Source organism: Campylobacter sp. RM16189, from assembly GCF_012978815.1.
In the GTDB taxonomy this organism is placed as follows: domain Bacteria; phylum Campylobacterota; class Campylobacteria; order Campylobacterales; family Campylobacteraceae; genus Campylobacter_A.
Window position 1 is genome coordinate 1 of record NZ_LIWR01000012.1, and the last position, 17,203, is coordinate 17,203.

Sequence of the window (17,203 nt, forward strand, 5' to 3'; positions counted from 1 at the left end):
GATATAAAAGCTAAACGCGAACTTGGTTTTTATCTCTATAGATTTGCTGATTTAAGTTTAGGAAGCTTAAAGCCGGTAATTTGGTTTAAGAATTAGGGAAATTTAGTTACATTTAGTATATTTCTTAAAAAATCGATCATGCTTAAATTGTTAAATTTAGTGTCTAGTTTTTTTCTTTTTCTAAATCCCATTTTGATACCAAGCCAGACTACAACCAAAAGTACAATACAGCAGATCACCCAAACAATTTGAGTAAAGCGATTAAAAAATCCCGTGTGAAGATTATAAATAATATCATATAAATACAACTTACTTTCTTTCATATGAAAAGTTTTATCTTCATCTCTTGTAATATTATAATGGTCAAAATTTCCTAATATAATCTTATAGCTATCTTTGTCGTAAATGCATAGCCAAGAATTATTGCTAATATTTTGAAAACTAGATAGTGCCTTGTCAAAATCAATCCCTATAAAATCTTTCTCAGGCTGGGAAAATTTTAGATCACTTTCAAATTTGTTTATAAAATCCATGACATAAGAAAAGCAATAGTAAGTAGCCGTAAGCGAAATAATCATTAAAATAGAGGCAATATAAAGCCCAAAAACTGAGTGCAAATTCCTTAATTTAGCGAGACCACGAAAATTGAAATTTAAGCTCATTGATTTTTTTAAATTTCGCTTTAAATCAGGCATATAAAGATAGATACCGGAAAAAATAAAAAATAAAATTCCAAGGTTGGCTAACGTAATAATCCACTCCCCAATTTTTTCATAGCCAAATATTTCGAAGCCAAGATTAAAATGTAAAGAGTATATAAAATTTAAAAATTTATTTGAAGCAATATTGCTACCAATAAAAGTACCATCTTTAGAGTAAAAATAAAAGCTTCTACTTTTATCATTTTCGTATCCTCTAAAGCCAACATAATAATCTCCGAAAACTATACGCTCTAGAGCAAAATTTTGGTTTTTTTTCTTTAAATCTGTCAAAATTGTATTAAGGCTCTTTTGCTCTCCTCTCATCTGTCCATAGTAAACTTTGTCGATCAAATGACTATAATCATTAAAAAAGCTTATCATAATCCCAGATATTGATAAATTTAAAAAAATCAAAGCGCAAACAAAACCCAAATAAAGGTGTAATTTTTTTATCATTTTTTTCAAAGCAAGCCTTAAAGGTATATTTTTGGGCTAGAAAATCTAGCCCAAAAACTTAAAAAGGAGTTTTATAAACTAAAATTCGTATTCAGCCCTTAGCATAAAATTGCGTGGCTCGCCATTTGTATACCGACCCCAATCATTTAAGATATGTTTTTTGTTGAGAGCGTTGTTGATATTTGCTTGAACTTTAAATTTAGGTGTAACTTGATAATTTGCATGCAAGTTTAAAATTCCGAAAGCTGGAGTATCAAATTTCTTATCATCCCAAGCTAAATATGTAGCATTTCTCCAACTATAATCACCGCCAACGTTAACTCCTTTAAGGATTTCATAGTCGAGAGCAAATTTAAAAGTTTTTGTTGGAATGTAAGTGTTTAAAGGTTGTTTTTTATGATCTTTTGCGACCGCATAAGTATAACCTCCATAAATATTTAGGTTACCAATATTTCCGCTTAGTCCAACTTCAAATCCTCTTGTTTTAGCACCATTTACTGGTTCATAAATCCAAATTGTATCGTGTTCTATAGATTTAACAAGCGAAGCAACTCCATTTCGTCTTGTTTCAAAAACCGCTAAATTAGTGTTTATATTTCCATCTAAAAATTGCGATTTCAAACCTATTTCATAGTTCGTTCCGACTATAGGTTTAAGTTTTTTCTTGTTTTCGTCAATTTCAGCTTGTGGAGTAAAAATATCGGTTATACTTGCATAAATTGTATGTCCTTTGATATATTCATAAGTTAAACCAAAATATTTAGATACATTATTATTTTTATAATCTTCAGCTTCATACCAGCTACCTTGATCTGTTTTTGTAACTCTTGAATACTTAGTGAGTCTTAAACCGAGTAAGACTGAAAGATTGTCTGTCAAATTAGTGTTATTAATAAGACTAATTGAATTTTGGGTTGTTTTCATATTTGCCTTATCGGCTAATTCGTAATCTGGTCTACCTTGATTAAACTTGCCTTCAAAAAATCTGCCACTAAAATCAAAAGAATCCCAAATTCCTGCTGCGGTAGTAGGTTTGTAAATATCAAAATTTAATTTATTTTTATTACTTTGAAGAGTAAGAGCAAATTGATTAGCAATATTTGCTATTTCGTAATCACCGCTTAGTTTAGCCGTTAAAACATCAATTTTTCTATCTGCTTTTGTAAATAAAGACGATGCTTTTGTAAAATTTCCGTTAATATATGTAGAATTATCCACATCAAATCGATACCAATCTTGCTTAAAATTTTGGTGGTTATAGCTTAAATCTAGCTCAAAATCATTATCAAAAAAATGTCTAAAATTTAAGAATTGTGTAGTAACTACACTTGATGAACTAGCCCAAGACGGTGAAAAGTTATAGCCTATAGGAAAGTCCAAAGTGTTTCCACTTGCATCTTTTCTAAAAAGTCCTGACCACATTGTAGCTTTATTTTTAGTATTTATATAATCGGCTCCAATTCTTAAAAGCGAGCTATCACCGATATCAAAATCAACAACTCCAGCAACTACTCCTTTTCTTGATTTATATCTATCTACAAAATAATCCCTGTCTTGTAGAGCAAAATTTAATCTCGCCCTAATACTCCTGTCTTTATTGAGTGCATAAGATAAATCAGTATCAACTCTTTTAAAATCCCAAGATCCATAACTTAATCCAAGTCTTGCAAAATCTTTTGTAACATGCGGCACTTTGCGGACTAAGTTTATGTTTGCCGAAGGCTCTCCGGCACCTTTCATAAGTCCAGTTGCACCACGAACGATTTCGATTCTATCAAGTAGCGAAGTATCTGTTAATCCTACTTCGGAAATTCCATTGTGCTGAGCGTTTTGAAGTGTTACGCCATCTATTGAGATACTATCAACTTCGCTGTTTCTTGAGTGAATTTCAAATCTTTCAGGGTCTCTTTTTCTAAAACTTACACCAACAACTCTATTTAATGCATCGTTTGCTTCGTAACTCGAACTAGTTGTTTGTTTTAGATTTTTACTTGTTAAAGCATCTGTAGATTGTGGAGTTTTAAGAATTGAAAGCTCCAAACCAGTAGCAGCTTTACTTGCCTTGTATCCGTAAGAGTTACTATCCTCGGTGCTTTCACCTAAGTAATCTGATGCCACTTCTATGGCATCAAGCTTCACCTCTTCGGCTGCTTGCAATCCCCCCCCCTATAGCAAACAGGAGAGCAACGCTTAATGAAATTTTGCTTTTCATTATTTTTCCTTTTTTTTTAAAATAAAATTGATATTAAATATTATATTTTTTAACTCTTAGGATTTATTTAAAAATTGTTTATATTGTAATCTTTTTACTAACTTTTTTATAGAATAATAAAGTCATAAGTTTATAAATATGTTAAAAAGAAAAACCTTGAATAGCCTCTACAGCTCAATAAATATTGAACTTATAAAATTATAGATTTTGATAGTCCTATGTTTGGATTCGAACCAATAACTAAAAAGTAAACATATATTTTTGTAATAACATATAATCATAAGAAGTTTCAAAGTCATATTTTATTAAAAAGTGAGTCACTTGTTTAAGTTTTTATCTAGTGACTCACTTTTGACTCACTTTTTTTCGGAATAGAGTAGAATCAATAAGAAATTTAAAGAAAAAATAAGAAAAGTTTAAGCAAAAATAGATCAAAAATCAAAGAAAAATAGTTAATTCTAAGCTCGCATTTAAGGCTTTTTAGGAACTTTTTAGAAAGAAAAAGAATAAAGTGGAAAAATAAAGAAAAAAATGGAACTGAAAGGAAATGGCTCCGGATGCTGAATCAGAACCGGGTTGCATTAAACACTGTATTTTAGGTACTTTAAGCTTACTAAAAAAATGCTAGTGACTCACTTTTGTCTCACTTTTATCGGAATAAAGTAGAATAAAACAGGATAAGCTTAGAAATAAAATGGAAAAAATAGGAAAAGTTTTTGTTAAATTTCATAAATTTTTCAATCGGTTTTTAAAAGGTTAAATTACAAAAATAAGTTAAATCCCTAAGTTTAGGGATTTAAAAGATATGAAAAAAAATGATAGATTTTTTATGTTTAATGAAATGCCGTATTTTAGGGCTTTATAATTAGTTAAATTATTTTATTTTTATACAAAAATAAAAGGATAATTGATTTTTATCTTTTATTTTGTTATACTTGTATTACAAATACAAAAAAGGAAGCAAGATGTTACACTCGGTTAGACTTGATAAAGATTTATCGGCTAGAATTTCTTTATTATGCAATAAAACAAAACGCTCAAAATCTTACTATATAAAAGAAGCATTGAGATATTATTTGGATAATTATGATGAGAACAAATATGAATTAAACGAAGAAACTATAAAGGCGATAAGAGAGAGTCAGGAAATTATAAATAATCCATCAAAATATAAAGGGTATCGAGATATTGATAAAATGATGATGGATATTTTAAATGACTAAATATGAGGTTAAATATACTAGCTCTTTTAAAAACGACATTAAAAAATTTAAAAAAGATGAGGATGCTTTAAACGAGATAACAGATGTAATTAAAAAGATAGCAAATGATGAGATTTTAGATAAAAAATATAAAGATCACAACTTAAAAGGTGAATATAAAGAGTATAGAGAATGTCACATAAGACCTAATTTGCTTTTAGTTTATAAAAAAATTGAAGATACTTTAATCTTGTCTTGTGTTAGAGTTGGATCTCATAATAAAATATTTAAAATCTACTAAGTCTTTCTCACTTTCTTTCTACTTCTAATAATTCTACACCGTTTAGTCTCTCTGAAATAGATATTGTCTTTTCAATATCCCTATAAAAAGAGAAATCATCTAAATTATAAACTTCATCGTTTACACTTACCGTATCATTCCAAAAGCCAATCAGTCTATTATCTATCTCATCCACCGATCTAAAACTCCTAAAGCAAGGGCAGAAATTTAATACGCTCTTATGCCCGAAATGTAGATCGGATGTAAAAAATATATTACTATTCATCCAATATCCTTTTAAATATAAATACTAATTGCTTTGTGGAAGTTTTGTTTGTGGAATATAAAGGTAGAGATGATTCTACATCTAAAAATTTGAAGGTGTACTTAAATTTCTACTATTTTTGCTTCATAATTTGTAGTTTCGGACATTCTTTTAGTTTTATATCCGTATGAATTCACTACTACTCTTACCTTTTCATCGCATACCCTACACTCTTTAGATATATGGTGTTGAAATGTTCATAAAGAGATATTTTGTCGTGTATACCCAACAAAATACCTAGTTAAGGATAATCACTAAAACCCTATCTTAGCGTTTTTATCTTCATTCTTGAGAGCAACTTCTTGCTCTAGTCTCTCATAAAAATCATCTCCGTTTTTAATAGGTCTAAATTTAGCTTGTCTTCTCACGCTAGCAAAATCTCCCGGAGCTAGTGAGTCTAAATTTGAAACTTTTTTAGCTATATTTTCGTAAAACTTGACTTTTAGCAAGGCACACTCTTTTTTAAATAAATTTAGAGCTTGATTTGGCAACAGATACCCAAACTCTAGCTTTAGATCAAATCTTCTAAGGCTTGCCTTATCGAGGTTGTCTATTAAATTCGTAGTTGCGATAAATATCCCATCAAAGCTCTCCATCTGCACTAGCATCTCATTTACCTGAGTTATCTCCCAGCTTCTCGCAGCCATACTTCTATCTTGTAAAAAGCTATCTACTTCGTCGAATACAAGCACTGCTTTTTTGCTCTTGGCTTCTTTAAAAGCCTCTGCTATATTTTGCTCGGTTCCTCCGACCCACATAGATAAAAGATCGCTTCCTTTTTTGATGATTATAGACCTTCTTAGGCTTTTAGCGATAAATTTAGCATAGGCGCTCTTGCCGGTGCCGGGTACTCCGTAGAGGCAAATCCTAGCGCTTTTGCTATCTTTTATGCCCCTCATTAGTTCATTTAGATCGCAGTCTGAGTTTATGAAATTTGGGTCATAACTGCTAGGAAGATCATCGCTTGACTTTTCTTTTTTCTTGTCTTTTTCTATCTCTCCATATCCTTGCGCTTTTAAAGTGTTGCTTATCACTCGCTCAAAGGCTTTGTTTTTATCTCTCGCGTTTAAATTTGAAACGACTAAACTCGCATTGCTAACGATAGCTGGAGCTATAAATTTATTCTTTGCTAGCTTATTTATTAGCTTATTGTCTATCAAATTGGCACTATACTCTTTGATGATTTTTGCTCTTGTGTTTTGATTCGGCACTCCTAGCTCTATAGCTAAGTTAAAGCGTCTAACTACGGCTTCATCCATACTGTAAATATCATTGGTTATCCAGATAGTCGGAACCTCGTTTGTTTCTAAGGTCCTATTTATAAAGGCTTTACCGTATTGTCTTTTCTCGTTGTTTCTTGTGTTAAACACGTCTTCAGCTTCGTCATACATCAGCAAATTTGATCCGGCGGATAATACGTTTTGCGCAAGACAATAAGATCTTATCCTTTGGGTCTCATTTGCATATCCACTTTCGTCTGCATAAGCAACTTCATAGAGTTTTAAATTTAGCTCATTAGCTATTACTTTACTCAGCTCTGTTTTGCCCGTCCCTGCTGAACCGTAGAGGAGCACGTTTACTCCTTTTTGCTTTTTACGAATAGCGTTTTTTAGAAAAGAGACTAAAATTTGCGTATCCTCTTTTACGTGAGTATAGTTTTTAAGCTTCAAATTCGTTTGGCTACACGGTTTTATAGCACTTGCGAATATCTCGTCTATGCTTTCGCATTTAACAAATAATGCGCTTATAAAGTCATTATTTAGTACGTCGATTTTGGATCTTAGGCTACGCGCACAGTAGGCGTCCATTTTTATTAGCGAGGTCTTGGCGAAAATTCCGTCTTTTCTAAAGGAGTTTTGAACATCACTAAAATTGAAATTTAGTATCTGAGACACGGCTTTTGCGGCTTGTCTGTTGTTTAGATCTCCTATCAGTTCGCAAGCATCCGAGACGATCTCGTAGTTAAACACAATAGCGACGAATCTGAGAATAGTCTTTTCGGCGTCGTTTAGACCTAAATTTGACTGAAGTAAATTTAGATTATGCTCGAGATCTTTTAGTTCGCATGAGATTTTAGTTTTTTCAAGGACGTCAAGCCTATTTTTAAGAGCTTCGATGTCCTGCTTTGTAGGCTCGCTTGAATGCACGCCTAGAAACTCGAGGACATTATCGTATCTGCATCTTAAAAACTCCCTTTCTCCGCCTGTGCGAAAAATCGCACGAAGTATCCAAAGCATCGCAAGGTCATATATCTCGTTATCTACATAAAAGCTTTCGTTTCTCATACCTGGCTCCTTGTTTGTTTTTTGTTTGAAGGTATTTTACTAGGTTAAAAGGACAAAAAATTGTCCAACTAGGTATATTTATAAGATTAGTGCGCCTATAATGCCATTTAACAAAATTACGTGGGTAATACACGATTTAGAAGGCCAAAAGCTTCAATATTTTGTAATTATAAACTAGTAAAAATGAAACTGTTTGTAAATAATATAGTATCTTGAATGAGTTAAATAAAATACTTCTTTAATAATATTTAAAAGATAGCGGCATATAATAAGCCGTAGGTAGAGATATATTTTAAAAAATAGTAAACAAGGAGCAAAAATGTCATCATTGCAAGAATGTTTAAAGCCAAGAGATGAGTTTCAACAAAGATGGACTTTACAAGCTGTAAAAAATATGACCATAGAACAATACACAGGAATCGGCAACAAGGATACTTTTACATACTGGCTTGAAAGCAAAACAGAAAATCTTATAAGTATATGGGGTGGGTCGGCTTATAAATTTGGAATTTTCAAAAGAGCCCAAAATGATGACAAAAAGGAACTCAGAAGCGGTCAAACAGGCGATGGTGAGTACGGCTGGTATTTAAAATATGGAAACACTAGAAATGAAGCGTTTGAAAAAATAAAAAGCCTCATTTTACAAATTATAAATCACGCACAAAACAAAGAATTTGAGAATATTGACAGCATTGATCTAGGCGATGCCGTAAAATGGAAAATAGCTTTTTTATATGCGCCAGATAAAACCCTTTTACGTATTGTTTCACGAGATGCCTTTAAGTATCTCGCTCAGAAAAATAATATAGAATCAAACAGGATATCACAAATTCAAAAAGAACTAATTAAAAAGAAGCCAGACAATATTGACTTTTACGATTATTCGTCCTCGCTATGGAATGAATACGCAAAAGAAAACGATTCAAAACAGTCCGCATTAGAAGAAGAGAAAGAAAATGAGCCGGCCAATGATAACAAAACAGCAACTTATCCCTTAAATCAAATTTTATACGGCCCTCCAGGAACCGGAAAGACATACACCACAGTAGTAAAAGCCATAGAGATACTAGAAGAAAGAAAAGTCGATAGAAGCGAAAACAGAGATGACCTAAAAAAGAAATTTGATGAATATATACAAGGCGGACAAATAAAATTTGTAACATTTCATCAAAGCTATGGATATGAAGAATTTGTTGAGGGCATAAAACCTGTCTTTAACCAAGATGAAGGATTAGAATACAAAATAACAAATGGAGTTTTTAAAGATATTTCCAAGAATGCAATTTTTAATATAGGAGATGTGATAGAAGGATATACGATCTCTTATGTTGGAAGCGAGCTCATAAAACTAAAGAAAAAAAATATACAAGGAGAAATTCCTGTCCCAATTTATTTAGTAGAAGAATTAGCGAGATTATTAAAAAAAGGATCTATTACAATAGAAGATATTAAAAATAAAAACGCGGCAGAAAAAAATCCAGAAATACTCGAAAAATATATAGTAAATGGCTATACAAATTTGTTCACATATTTAGTTGAATATTATATGGAAAAATCAAACAGAAAATCAGAAAAGCGAGTATTAATCATCGACGAAATCAATCGCGGAAATATATCTAAAATTTTCGGCGAGCTTATAACGCTCATAGAGCCATCAAAAAGACTCGGTGCAGATGACGAGATAATAGTGGAGCTACCATACTCAAAAGAGAAATTTGGAGTGCCGTCAAATTTATATATAGTCGGCACGATGAATACGGCAGATCGCAGCATAGCCCTTATGGATACAGCACTTAGAAGAAGGTTTGAGTTTGTGGAGATGATGCCAGAATACAATAATCTAAAAGAAGTTGCCGGCATAGATATTGGGCAAATGCTAAAAACGATAAATGAACGCATAGAGTATCTTTACGACAGGGATCACATGATAGGGCATGCTTATTTTATAAATGCGTCAGACATGGAAACGCTTGCAAATGTCTTTAAAAACAAAATTTTACCACTACTACAAGAGTATTTTTACGACGACTGGGAGAAAATAAGGCTAGTTCTAGGAGATAATCAGAAAAACGAAGACTTTCAGTTTGTTAAAGTCAAGAAAAATATGGTTGCAAAAGAATTATTTGTATCAAAGATCGACGATGTAGACGATAAAGTCTTATACGAGATAAACAACCAAGAAACTTTCAACAACCCTCAAAGCTATATAAAAATTTACAAACAAAACAAAACGCAAGAGCAATGATCAAATACTTAATAGAGTTTGAAAAATTTCGCCCGGAAGACGACCAAAACCTATTTAAAGCCGTAGATGCCTTTACTAGAGAAAATTTTGCCGCAGTAGAGTTTTTAAAGCCCGGTAGAGACAAAAGGGGCGATTTTTTACAAGCTCAAAACTACGTCGGTATCATCCAGACAAAAAGCGGCGATAGCCTTGAGATACTTCCTAAGATCCACGACAACGATAATAGTAGCAATGAAGAGGCGGTAGAAAATTCTAAAAAGATTTTACTAACGATGCTAAAGACTTTAAAAAGTCATCCGTTTAAAAATATAAACATAGCAAATTTAAAAAGCCTAAATTTGCCGCTTCTTGAAATTTTTATATCAATGTTCCTCGACGAAGTATCAAAACTCATAAAAATAGGCATAAAAAGCGACTATGTAGAGCTAGAAGATAATCTAAAATTTTTAAAAGGAAAGCTTAAAATATCGGAGCAAATACGTAAAAATATCGTCCATAAAGAGAGATTTTACGTTTGCTATCAAGAGTTTTTCACAGATAGGGCCGAAAATCGTCTTATAAAAAGCACGCTCGAGTTTTTATACAAGCGCTCAAAATCAAGCAGAAATCAACGGCTTATTAGAGAATATTTATTTGCTTTTGACGAAATTTCATCTAGCTCCGATATAAACGCGGACTTTAGCCGCTTAAAACTCAATCGCCAAACAAAACACTATGAACAAGCGCTTTTATGGAGCAAGATATTTTTACAAAAGAAGTCGTTTAGTCCGTATAGAGGTAGCGATGTGGCTTTTGCCCTGCTTTTTGATATGAATAGACTTTTTGAAAGCTATGTCGGAAATTTTATAAAGAAAAAGCTTCCGAATGCTAAATTACAGCATTCACAAAAGCATCTTATAGAAAAACCAAAAGACTTTATGCTAAAACTGGATATATTTTTAAAGAATCAAAAACGAAATTATATAGCTGATACAAAGTGGAAAATAGTAAAATCAGAAAAAGATATATCTCAAGCCGACCTATACCAGCTATACGCTTACGGCAAAAAATACGAGTGCAACAAGCTATATCTCATCTATCCAAGGACAAGCAGTGTCGATCAAAAGGCTATGAAATTTAGATATGAAAACGATATGCAGCTTAATGTTTTATATTTTGATTTAGAAAAAGACAAGCTTACCAGATATTTATTAGCTTAACATTATCCATACGACCTAGATTCTAGTTTTTCCTCTTTTAGGTATTGAATTTGTGCACTTAAATTTACTATTACTTAGTCGTATATTTTAAAACACGAAAGAGCAATATGACAGAAGAAGAGATGTGGCAGGAGTATGACAAGTATTCTTTTTTAATAAGGGCAAAATCTAGTGATGATTTTGTGTGGAATGCCATTTTCACTAAATACAGCTGCACGGATATGGCAAAGGATTTTTATAGGCAAGCCGTAAAGGCGCTAAATAATACTTATGACGTAATAGATGAAGTAAAATTTATATTGCAGAATCTAGATCAAGATTTTGGCTTTGATACTAAGTTTGTGCAAGAGATACGGCAGATGATACTAAACGTAGAGATGACGCCGTACGAATATCAAGAAGTATCTAAAATACTAAAGAGCAACTCCATTAATCCAACTTGGTAGCCTATCTCCTTAGCCTATAATAAACCGTAAAAATACAAGGGCAAATAAGGGCTGATTGATGGCCCTCTATTCTATCCGCGGATAAATTTAAGATATTTCTTTCACGTAATCATAAAATTTCCTTACTATCCTTGGATGTTTGATCTTTTTTATGGCTTGGGCTTCTATTTGTCTTACACGCTCTCTAGTTACTCCACCTAGTACTAGCCCGGTTTCTTCTAATGTATATGGACCGCCTACTCCAGTGTTTCCGTTTTTTAAGTCTGCTAGCTTAGACACTTCCTGGATAGTTTTGGCCTGAAGGGAATTTATAATACCCGCCAAATCGCTCTTGATATTTTTTAACCTAAACTTATCTTCCACAGAGACATCGGTGGCATTCACCATAAATTTGACTTTTTCTCGCAGTTCTTCGGCGACTTCGAGCATTTCTTTTATTTGGGTTAAATTTTGCATATGGACTCCTTTGTAGATTGTGTCTTGTAATAGTATATTTTGTTAATTTTTTACATAGGTTGATCCATAAAAGTATTTTACCGAGCAAAAAGGACATATTTACTGTTAAGCTTACCGTTGATGAGGAAAAACTTGCAATGCCTGAGTTTAAGGCGTTATGTTCGAAAATTAATTCTAAATCCGTTTATGTTGTAGATTTTGATACAGAAGAGCTTGTAAAAAACTCTATTATCTCTCTTAATAAGAAGTTATTGATTCCGAAGATTCACTTCAAAGTGGAAACGGGTACAATGAAAGAGATTAAGTCAAGAAGTGATTTAATAAACACAAGTTCATTTTCAAAGGAAAGTTTGCGAATCTACAATGTTTCTGTAGCCACGAATTCAAATCTAAAGTATGATTTGATAGGCAAACTAGTAGAGGAAACCGGTCTAACTAGAAAGGCTGTAATTCAAATTTTGCAGGGTATGGAAGAATCTGTATTTAATCAGTTTAAAGATAATCCGGAAGAATTTATTATTCGTGTAGCGGGACTAATTAATGATGAAAAGGCGACAGCGATTATCGAGCATATCACCTATAATGTTATGGATGAAAGGTATGACACAACAACCGATACTCTACACTGTTTAATCTTTTATTGTTAATTTAATACATTTAAATTTTTATATCTCTTAATTGCTCCATTGATTAAAATTATTTATATGGCTAATTCTATCTGCAGTTAAGGTATCTATTATGTAGTAAATATACAAAATATATAAGAAAGTCAGGAAATATACTTCTTAAATTTAATATCAAAAAAAATAATACAAAAAAATCCTTACTATAGTATTCGAACCAACAACTAAAAAGTAAACTGTTATTTTTGTAATAGCGTATAATCATATGAGCTTTTAAAATAGTACTTTATTAAAAAGTGAGACAGTAAAAAATTTCATACTTACTGTCTCACTTTTGTCTCACTTTTTTTCGGAATAGAGTAGAATCAATAAGAAATTTAAAGAAAAAATAAGAAAAATTTAAGCAAAAATAGATCAAAAATCAAAGAAAAATAGTTGATTCTAAGCTCGTATTTAAGGCTTTTTAAGAACTTTTTAGAAAGAAAAAGAATAAAATGGAAAAATAAAGAAAAAAATGGAACTGAAAGGAAATGGCTCCGGATGCTGAATCAGAACCGGCTTGCATTAAACACTGTATTTTAGCCACTTTAAGCTTACTAAAAAAATGGTAGTGACTCACTTTTGACTCACTTTTTTTCGGAATAAAGTAGAATAAAATAGGATAAGCTTAGAAATAAAATGGAAAAAATCGGAAAAGTTTTTGTTAAATTTCATAAATTTTTCAATCGGTTTTCAAAAGGTAAAATTATAAAAATAAGTTAAATCCCTAAATATAAGGCTTAAAATGATATAAAAAATGATATCTTTTTTATGTTTTATGAAAATACTTAAATTAACAGCTTTGTTTTTAAAACTTACCAATTAGTTTTCAATATATTTTATTAAAGTCTAGATTATTTTAATTAGATCATGCAGATAAAAGATGCTGTTGACCTAAGCTCTTTAATGGTTCAGCCGGGCTTATGGAACACAACAAAATTTATAAGTTTTTCAAATACGCACCAAAACAAATGCAAAATAAAACCAAGCTTTTCAGATACCGATAACCTCTTTAAATCGAATATACAGCAAGCTTTGACAAAAAGGCTGATGATGGAGATATAGTAAAAGACTACTATGTCACAAATAGGCGAGTAAGAAGAATTTATCTGCCCTCAAAACAGTACTCAAGCATCTTAAAACTTGATCCACAGATAAAAAGAAAAGAGTTTATATTTTTGAAGGCGTAAGTGATGCACATGCACTCGCTATCAAAGATGGCGAAGTTAAGTCACCTCTAGAGAAAGCGATATAAATAAAAATTTTATTTATGATAGGTAAAAATTTAAGCCATCTTTTGGCAGCTTAAAATATTTAATATTTTACTTTTTTATTTTTTTCAAAAACTCAATATCTTTATTATTGTTTATTTTTCTGAAACTTTCTAAAATTTTCTTTTCAGCTTCAGGCGACCAGTAAATTTTTAAATTTTGCTTTGCTCTAGTAATAGCAGTATAAAAGATATTGTGAGTTATCATCTCATCAATTTCACTACTTATAACTATCTTTACGGAGTTGTATTCTAAGCCCTGTGCTTTATGGATGGATATAGCATAAGCTACATGAAAAGGGGCAGTAGCTTCCTCGTCATCTTTATAACCTCCGTCTTCATCGGCTGTTTTGTATTTATTTACATAAAATTTTATAACAGATTTTCCTTGATTTTCTAGCAACTCAAAATCATAATTTTTAGCATCTAGTGCGTTTATTGTTTTTTCTATCTCAATACTAAACCAAATTTGCTTATTCTCAAGCTCAATATCAACAATCTTTCCTTTCATATTATTATAAATCAAAGGCTTAAATCTCTCCGTTTCATTAAATAAAATCGGATCGCCAATCTTATATGTATGGAGATTCCATTCAACACCTTTTTCTTTGTTATTTTCTTGTAAAATTGTGTTTAAGTTATTGATTCCGTATAAACCGTCATAATTTAGGCACAAAACAATTTCATCATCTTTGCTTTCAAAACTTAAATCTTCTAGTCTTTGCGAATAATTTTCTCTTTGCAAAATTTCACTGATAGAGTCGCCAAAATTCCTTACTTCATTCCATAAATTTAAGAGTTTTTCATCTTTTGTTCTGTATGTTTTTTCTAGGTAAAAAGAGCAATTTTTAAGAAATTTTTGAGCTATTTTAAACCAATTTCCAAAAGATATTGCTTCTATCTGATATATATCTCCGACCAAAAGAATAAGATCAAACTGCACTTTATTTAATACTTTTTTCATATCATCATTGCTTATAGTGCTACACTCATCAACGATTAAAATATCATATTTGTGCTCAGATTTGCTTGATGCTATTTTCGTAACTGTTTTAAAATCGCTATCTAAATTTGCATCAACCCTTCTTTTTAAATTATCTACGGCAGTATTTGTGTTTGCTAAAAATAATTTTGTGTGATCTTTAAAAAATTTTGATACATATCCTAACAATTTTGTCTTGCCTGTTCCTGCAGCACCATAAATCAACGCTACTTTTGAATGCTCAAACATATTAATAATAATTTCTTTTTTATTGTTATCATTGATTAAATTTGGATTTTTACTTAACCAATCTTTTACTGAATTTGAATAACCCTCAATACCGCTTTTGGTTAATTCGCCAAGTATATCAATAATTTCGATTGATTTTTCAACATACTCTTTTATGTAAAAATGATTTTGAAATTCTTCAATTCTCCTGCCTGTGTGACCTTTTGGATTTTTTGTGTTTCCCTTCCAAAGCAGTGAATTAAATTTGTCTCGTAAGCCATCAATATTATTAAAATTAAAATCTTTTTTATCAACAAATAAATTTCCATTATTTTCAATTTTGCTTCTTACTGCTCTTGCAAAAATTTCATACTCTCTTCCTGCTGGGTTCAAGCACTCCATTAAGTCATAAAAACTAGGATTGTGGTTAAGTAAAGATGTTGCAAACGGCATTTGTTCAAAAGGAGAACATTTGTAATTTAATCTTAAATTTGATAAGAATTGATTTTCATTGCTATCGAATTGCTTTTTTATTATTTGATTTCTTAAATTGTACAATAAATATCTAACGGTATTTTTACCGTCTTGCGTTACCGATTTTGCTCTGTCTAAAATATCAAAAATATGTGAAACATTTCCTTTAGAAATAATATCGTTTTTAATATTTTCATAGTCGTGCCTATCAATCAAATCAACTAAGCTAATTTTATTTTGTGTTAAAAATCGCATCAATTCTTTATATTCATTTGTTCTTCCTATTGTTTTATAAAGTCCAAATATTTTTCCAAAATTTTGCCATTCGGCGGGTCTTATAGCAACTTCCCAATCATCAATAATCTTTATCTGCATTTGTTTGGTTAAAATTTCTATCTTTTCGTTATGAAGCCATAAATTTAAGGCATAATTATCAAAAATTCTAAATTTAGAGAATGCAATTAATTTGTCAAATTTGTTAAAATTATCAACAACATTTACAAATGTTATCTCATAATAAATTTGTTCTTTTACAATAAATGGTTTTATTTTTGTTACATAGTAAGCACTGCTCTCTTTACTAGAATTACTTAAAATATTTTGATTTTCTAGTTTTTCTGCAATTTTTTCGTAATATTCCATAAATTTTTTGTCTAAATTGAGCGGAAATTTACTTAAATTTTTAAGAACTTCAATGCTGTAATTTTCTTTTAGAAAATTCTTACATTCAATTAAATATATAAAATACTTTAGCATCAGACGCTCAGAGGAATTTTCACTAAGAGTATAGTGAGAAGTACTCTTATCTAAGAAAGAGTGAAACTTTACTAGAAATGGATAGTTTCCTCCTTTTGATCTTACATATTTAATGGCATTTTCATTTATTATTTGCTTAAACTGGTTTGTGTCTATATTTTCTTGTGTAGAGTGAATTTTTTGAAAAATATATTCAACTAGAGTTCTAAGCTGACCTAAGATATTTTGACTTATAAAACCCCGTTCATCACATATGCTGTTATTTGCAAGGTTTTTGTCTATATTCTCACAAATAATTAAAATTTGATTGTCAAAATTCATTTTTATCCTTTTTGATATCTTGAGGCAAAACTAAGAAACAAACCAAAGCTTGTATTATCGATATTAAGTTGTTAATCTAGGTTTAGATTTTTTGCTCACAAATTCGTCAAAACTTAACTTGATAAATTCTTTATAACTTAGTTCATACGCAGTAAATAAGCCATAGTTTGTATGACTTGAGTCTTTAGATGTTTTAAATTTCATATTTTATCTCATAAAAAATATCATTTTAGATTGAATAGGAATAAGTATTTTATCATCTTAATGAGATAATTTTTACTGTTTTTATAATTTTAATCAAGATTTTACAGCTTTCAATCCTATAAAATCCTCTCTTTGTATTTTAATATAGTCTTGCGTAAAAGCTACATACAAATATTATTGTGATGTGTATCAATTAAATTGTAACTTGTTTTAATTTGCACAATTGACAACATTTCAATTTAAATATATTAAATACTCATACATCCTAACAGTATCTATACAATCATTCATACCCCCTAAGAACATTTTATAGCTTCTTGAACGTAAAAGCTTTTTGTTCGCTTAAGTATCTTTGCTATTCTTTCAAACTTAGCTTCTATGTCTTTATCTAGTTTGACTGAATGAAAGTGGATAGATTTCTAACACTTAGTCATAACAATAGAATGTTTTATGCTTTTTACTAAAAGTTTTATTATGTTTATCCTGCCTTTTAAACACC

Annotated in this window: 12 protein-coding genes; 6 read left to right on the plus strand and 6 right to left on the minus strand. The window is 30.8% G+C overall.

Annotated elements, in window-relative coordinates; translation table 11 throughout:
- Positions 1 to 92: 92 nt before the first annotated feature.
- On the minus strand, positions 93 to 1,157 hold the full coding sequence (locus CDOM16189_RS07610; protein WP_283240840.1) for a PepSY-associated TM helix domain-containing protein: 1,065 nt from the start codon (positions 1,155 to 1,157) through the stop codon (positions 93 to 95).
- Positions 1,158 to 1,235: 78 nt separating this feature from the next.
- On the minus strand, positions 1,236 to 3,314 hold the full coding sequence (locus CDOM16189_RS07615; protein WP_170000923.1) for a TonB-dependent siderophore receptor: 2,079 nt from the start codon (positions 3,312 to 3,314) through the stop codon (positions 1,236 to 1,238).
- 1,020 nt (positions 3,315 to 4,334) lie between these two features.
- On the opposite strand from CDOM16189_RS07615, the gene CDOM16189_RS07620 reads away from it, so the two are divergent.
- Positions 4,335 to 4,592: a CopG family ribbon-helix-helix protein gene (locus CDOM16189_RS07620; RefSeq protein ID WP_169976064.1), complete on the plus strand. Its 258-nt coding sequence runs from the start codon at positions 4,335 to 4,337 to the stop codon at positions 4,590 to 4,592.
- Positions 4,585 to 4,872 (plus strand): type II toxin-antitoxin system YafQ family toxin, encoded by a 288-nt coding sequence (locus tag CDOM16189_RS07625; RefSeq protein WP_169976062.1) that lies wholly within the window; start codon positions 4,585 to 4,587, stop codon positions 4,870 to 4,872. Before CDOM16189_RS07620 ends, CDOM16189_RS07625 begins: the two co-directional genes overlap by 8 nt.
- A 7-nt stretch (positions 4,873 to 4,879) precedes the next feature.
- Here CDOM16189_RS07625 and CDOM16189_RS07630 read toward each other — a convergent pair whose 3' ends face one another.
- Together CDOM16189_RS07630 and CDOM16189_RS07635 are read right to left on the minus strand one after the other, a co-directional pair.
- Entirely contained in the window at positions 4,880 to 5,137 is a 258-nt protein-coding gene (locus tag CDOM16189_RS07630; protein WP_169976060.1) for a metallophosphoesterase family protein, read from the minus strand.
- A gap of 293 nt (positions 5,138 to 5,430) precedes the next feature.
- Entirely contained in the window at positions 5,431 to 7,461 is a 2,031-nt protein-coding gene (locus CDOM16189_RS07635; protein ID WP_169976058.1) for an AAA family ATPase, read from the minus strand.
- 319 nt (positions 7,462 to 7,780) lie between these two features.
- Between CDOM16189_RS07635 and CDOM16189_RS07640 the strand changes: the two genes are divergently transcribed.
- The 3 genes from CDOM16189_RS07640 (at position 7,781) to CDOM16189_RS07650 (ending at position 11,351) form a co-directional block, all read left to right on the plus strand.
- Complete coding sequence (locus tag CDOM16189_RS07640) at positions 7,781 to 9,706, plus strand: McrB family protein (protein ID WP_249321653.1); 1,926 nt, start codon at positions 7,781 to 7,783, stop codon at positions 9,704 to 9,706.
- Complete coding sequence (locus tag CDOM16189_RS07645) at positions 9,703 to 10,905, plus strand: McrC family protein (RefSeq protein ID WP_169976056.1); 1,203 nt, start codon at positions 9,703 to 9,705, stop codon at positions 10,903 to 10,905. The genes CDOM16189_RS07640 and CDOM16189_RS07645 overlap by 4 nt, the downstream gene beginning before the upstream one ends.
- Positions 10,906 to 11,012: 107 nt before the next feature.
- Positions 11,013 to 11,351: a hypothetical protein gene (locus tag CDOM16189_RS07650; protein WP_169976054.1), complete on the plus strand. Its 339-nt coding sequence runs from the start codon at positions 11,013 to 11,015 to the stop codon at positions 11,349 to 11,351.
- 87 nt (positions 11,352 to 11,438) lie between these two features.
- Here CDOM16189_RS07650 and CDOM16189_RS07655 read toward each other — a convergent pair whose 3' ends face one another.
- Entirely contained in the window at positions 11,439 to 11,807 is a 369-nt protein-coding gene (locus CDOM16189_RS07655) for a sigma factor-like helix-turn-helix DNA-binding protein (RefSeq protein WP_169976053.1), read from the minus strand.
- A 290-nt stretch (positions 11,808 to 12,097) separates the two neighbouring features.
- Here CDOM16189_RS07655 and CDOM16189_RS09795 point away from each other — a divergent pair, with 290 nt between their 5' ends.
- Positions 12,098 to 12,454, plus strand: a complete 357-nt coding sequence (locus CDOM16189_RS09795) for a hypothetical protein (protein WP_211436613.1) — start codon at positions 12,098 to 12,100, stop codon at positions 12,452 to 12,454.
- A gap of 1,337 nt (positions 12,455 to 13,791) precedes the next feature.
- Here CDOM16189_RS09795 and CDOM16189_RS07665 read toward each other — a convergent pair.
- A complete protein-coding gene (locus tag CDOM16189_RS07665; RefSeq protein ID WP_169976051.1) occupies positions 13,792 to 16,500 on the minus strand; it encodes an ATP-dependent DNA helicase in 2,709 nt (902 codons plus the stop codon).
- Positions 16,501 to 17,203 lie beyond the last annotated feature (703 nt).

Coding starts and splice junctions, on each gene's coding strand:
- CDOM16189_RS07665 (WP_169976051.1), bottom strand. CDS start 16,500: ATGAATTTTGACAATCAAATTTTAATTATTTGTGAGAATATAGACAAA.
- CDOM16189_RS07650 (WP_169976054.1), top strand. CDS start 11,013: ATGACAGAAGAAGAGATGTGGCAGGAGTATGACAAGTATTCTTTTTTA.
- CDOM16189_RS07655 (WP_169976053.1), bottom strand. CDS start 11,807: ATGCAAAATTTAACCCAAATAAAAGAAATGCTCGAAGTCGCCGAAGAA.
- CDOM16189_RS07620 (WP_169976064.1), top strand. CDS start 4,335: ATGTTACACTCGGTTAGACTTGATAAAGATTTATCGGCTAGAATTTCT.
- CDOM16189_RS07610 (WP_283240840.1), bottom strand. CDS start 1,157: ATGATAAAAAAATTACACCTTTATTTGGGTTTTGTTTGCGCTTTGATT.
- CDOM16189_RS07635 (WP_169976058.1), bottom strand. CDS start 7,461: ATGAGAAACGAAAGCTTTTATGTAGATAACGAGATATATGACCTTGCG.
- CDOM16189_RS09795 (WP_211436613.1), top strand. CDS start 12,098: ATGAAAGAGATTAAGTCAAGAAGTGATTTAATAAACACAAGTTCATTT.
- CDOM16189_RS07640 (WP_249321653.1), top strand. CDS start 7,781: ATGTCATCATTGCAAGAATGTTTAAAGCCAAGAGATGAGTTTCAACAA.
- CDOM16189_RS07625 (WP_169976062.1), top strand. CDS start 4,585: ATGACTAAATATGAGGTTAAATATACTAGCTCTTTTAAAAACGACATT.
- CDOM16189_RS07645 (WP_169976056.1), top strand. CDS start 9,703: ATGATCAAATACTTAATAGAGTTTGAAAAATTTCGCCCGGAAGACGAC.
- CDOM16189_RS07630 (WP_169976060.1), bottom strand. CDS start 5,137: ATGAATAGTAATATATTTTTTACATCCGATCTACATTTCGGGCATAAG.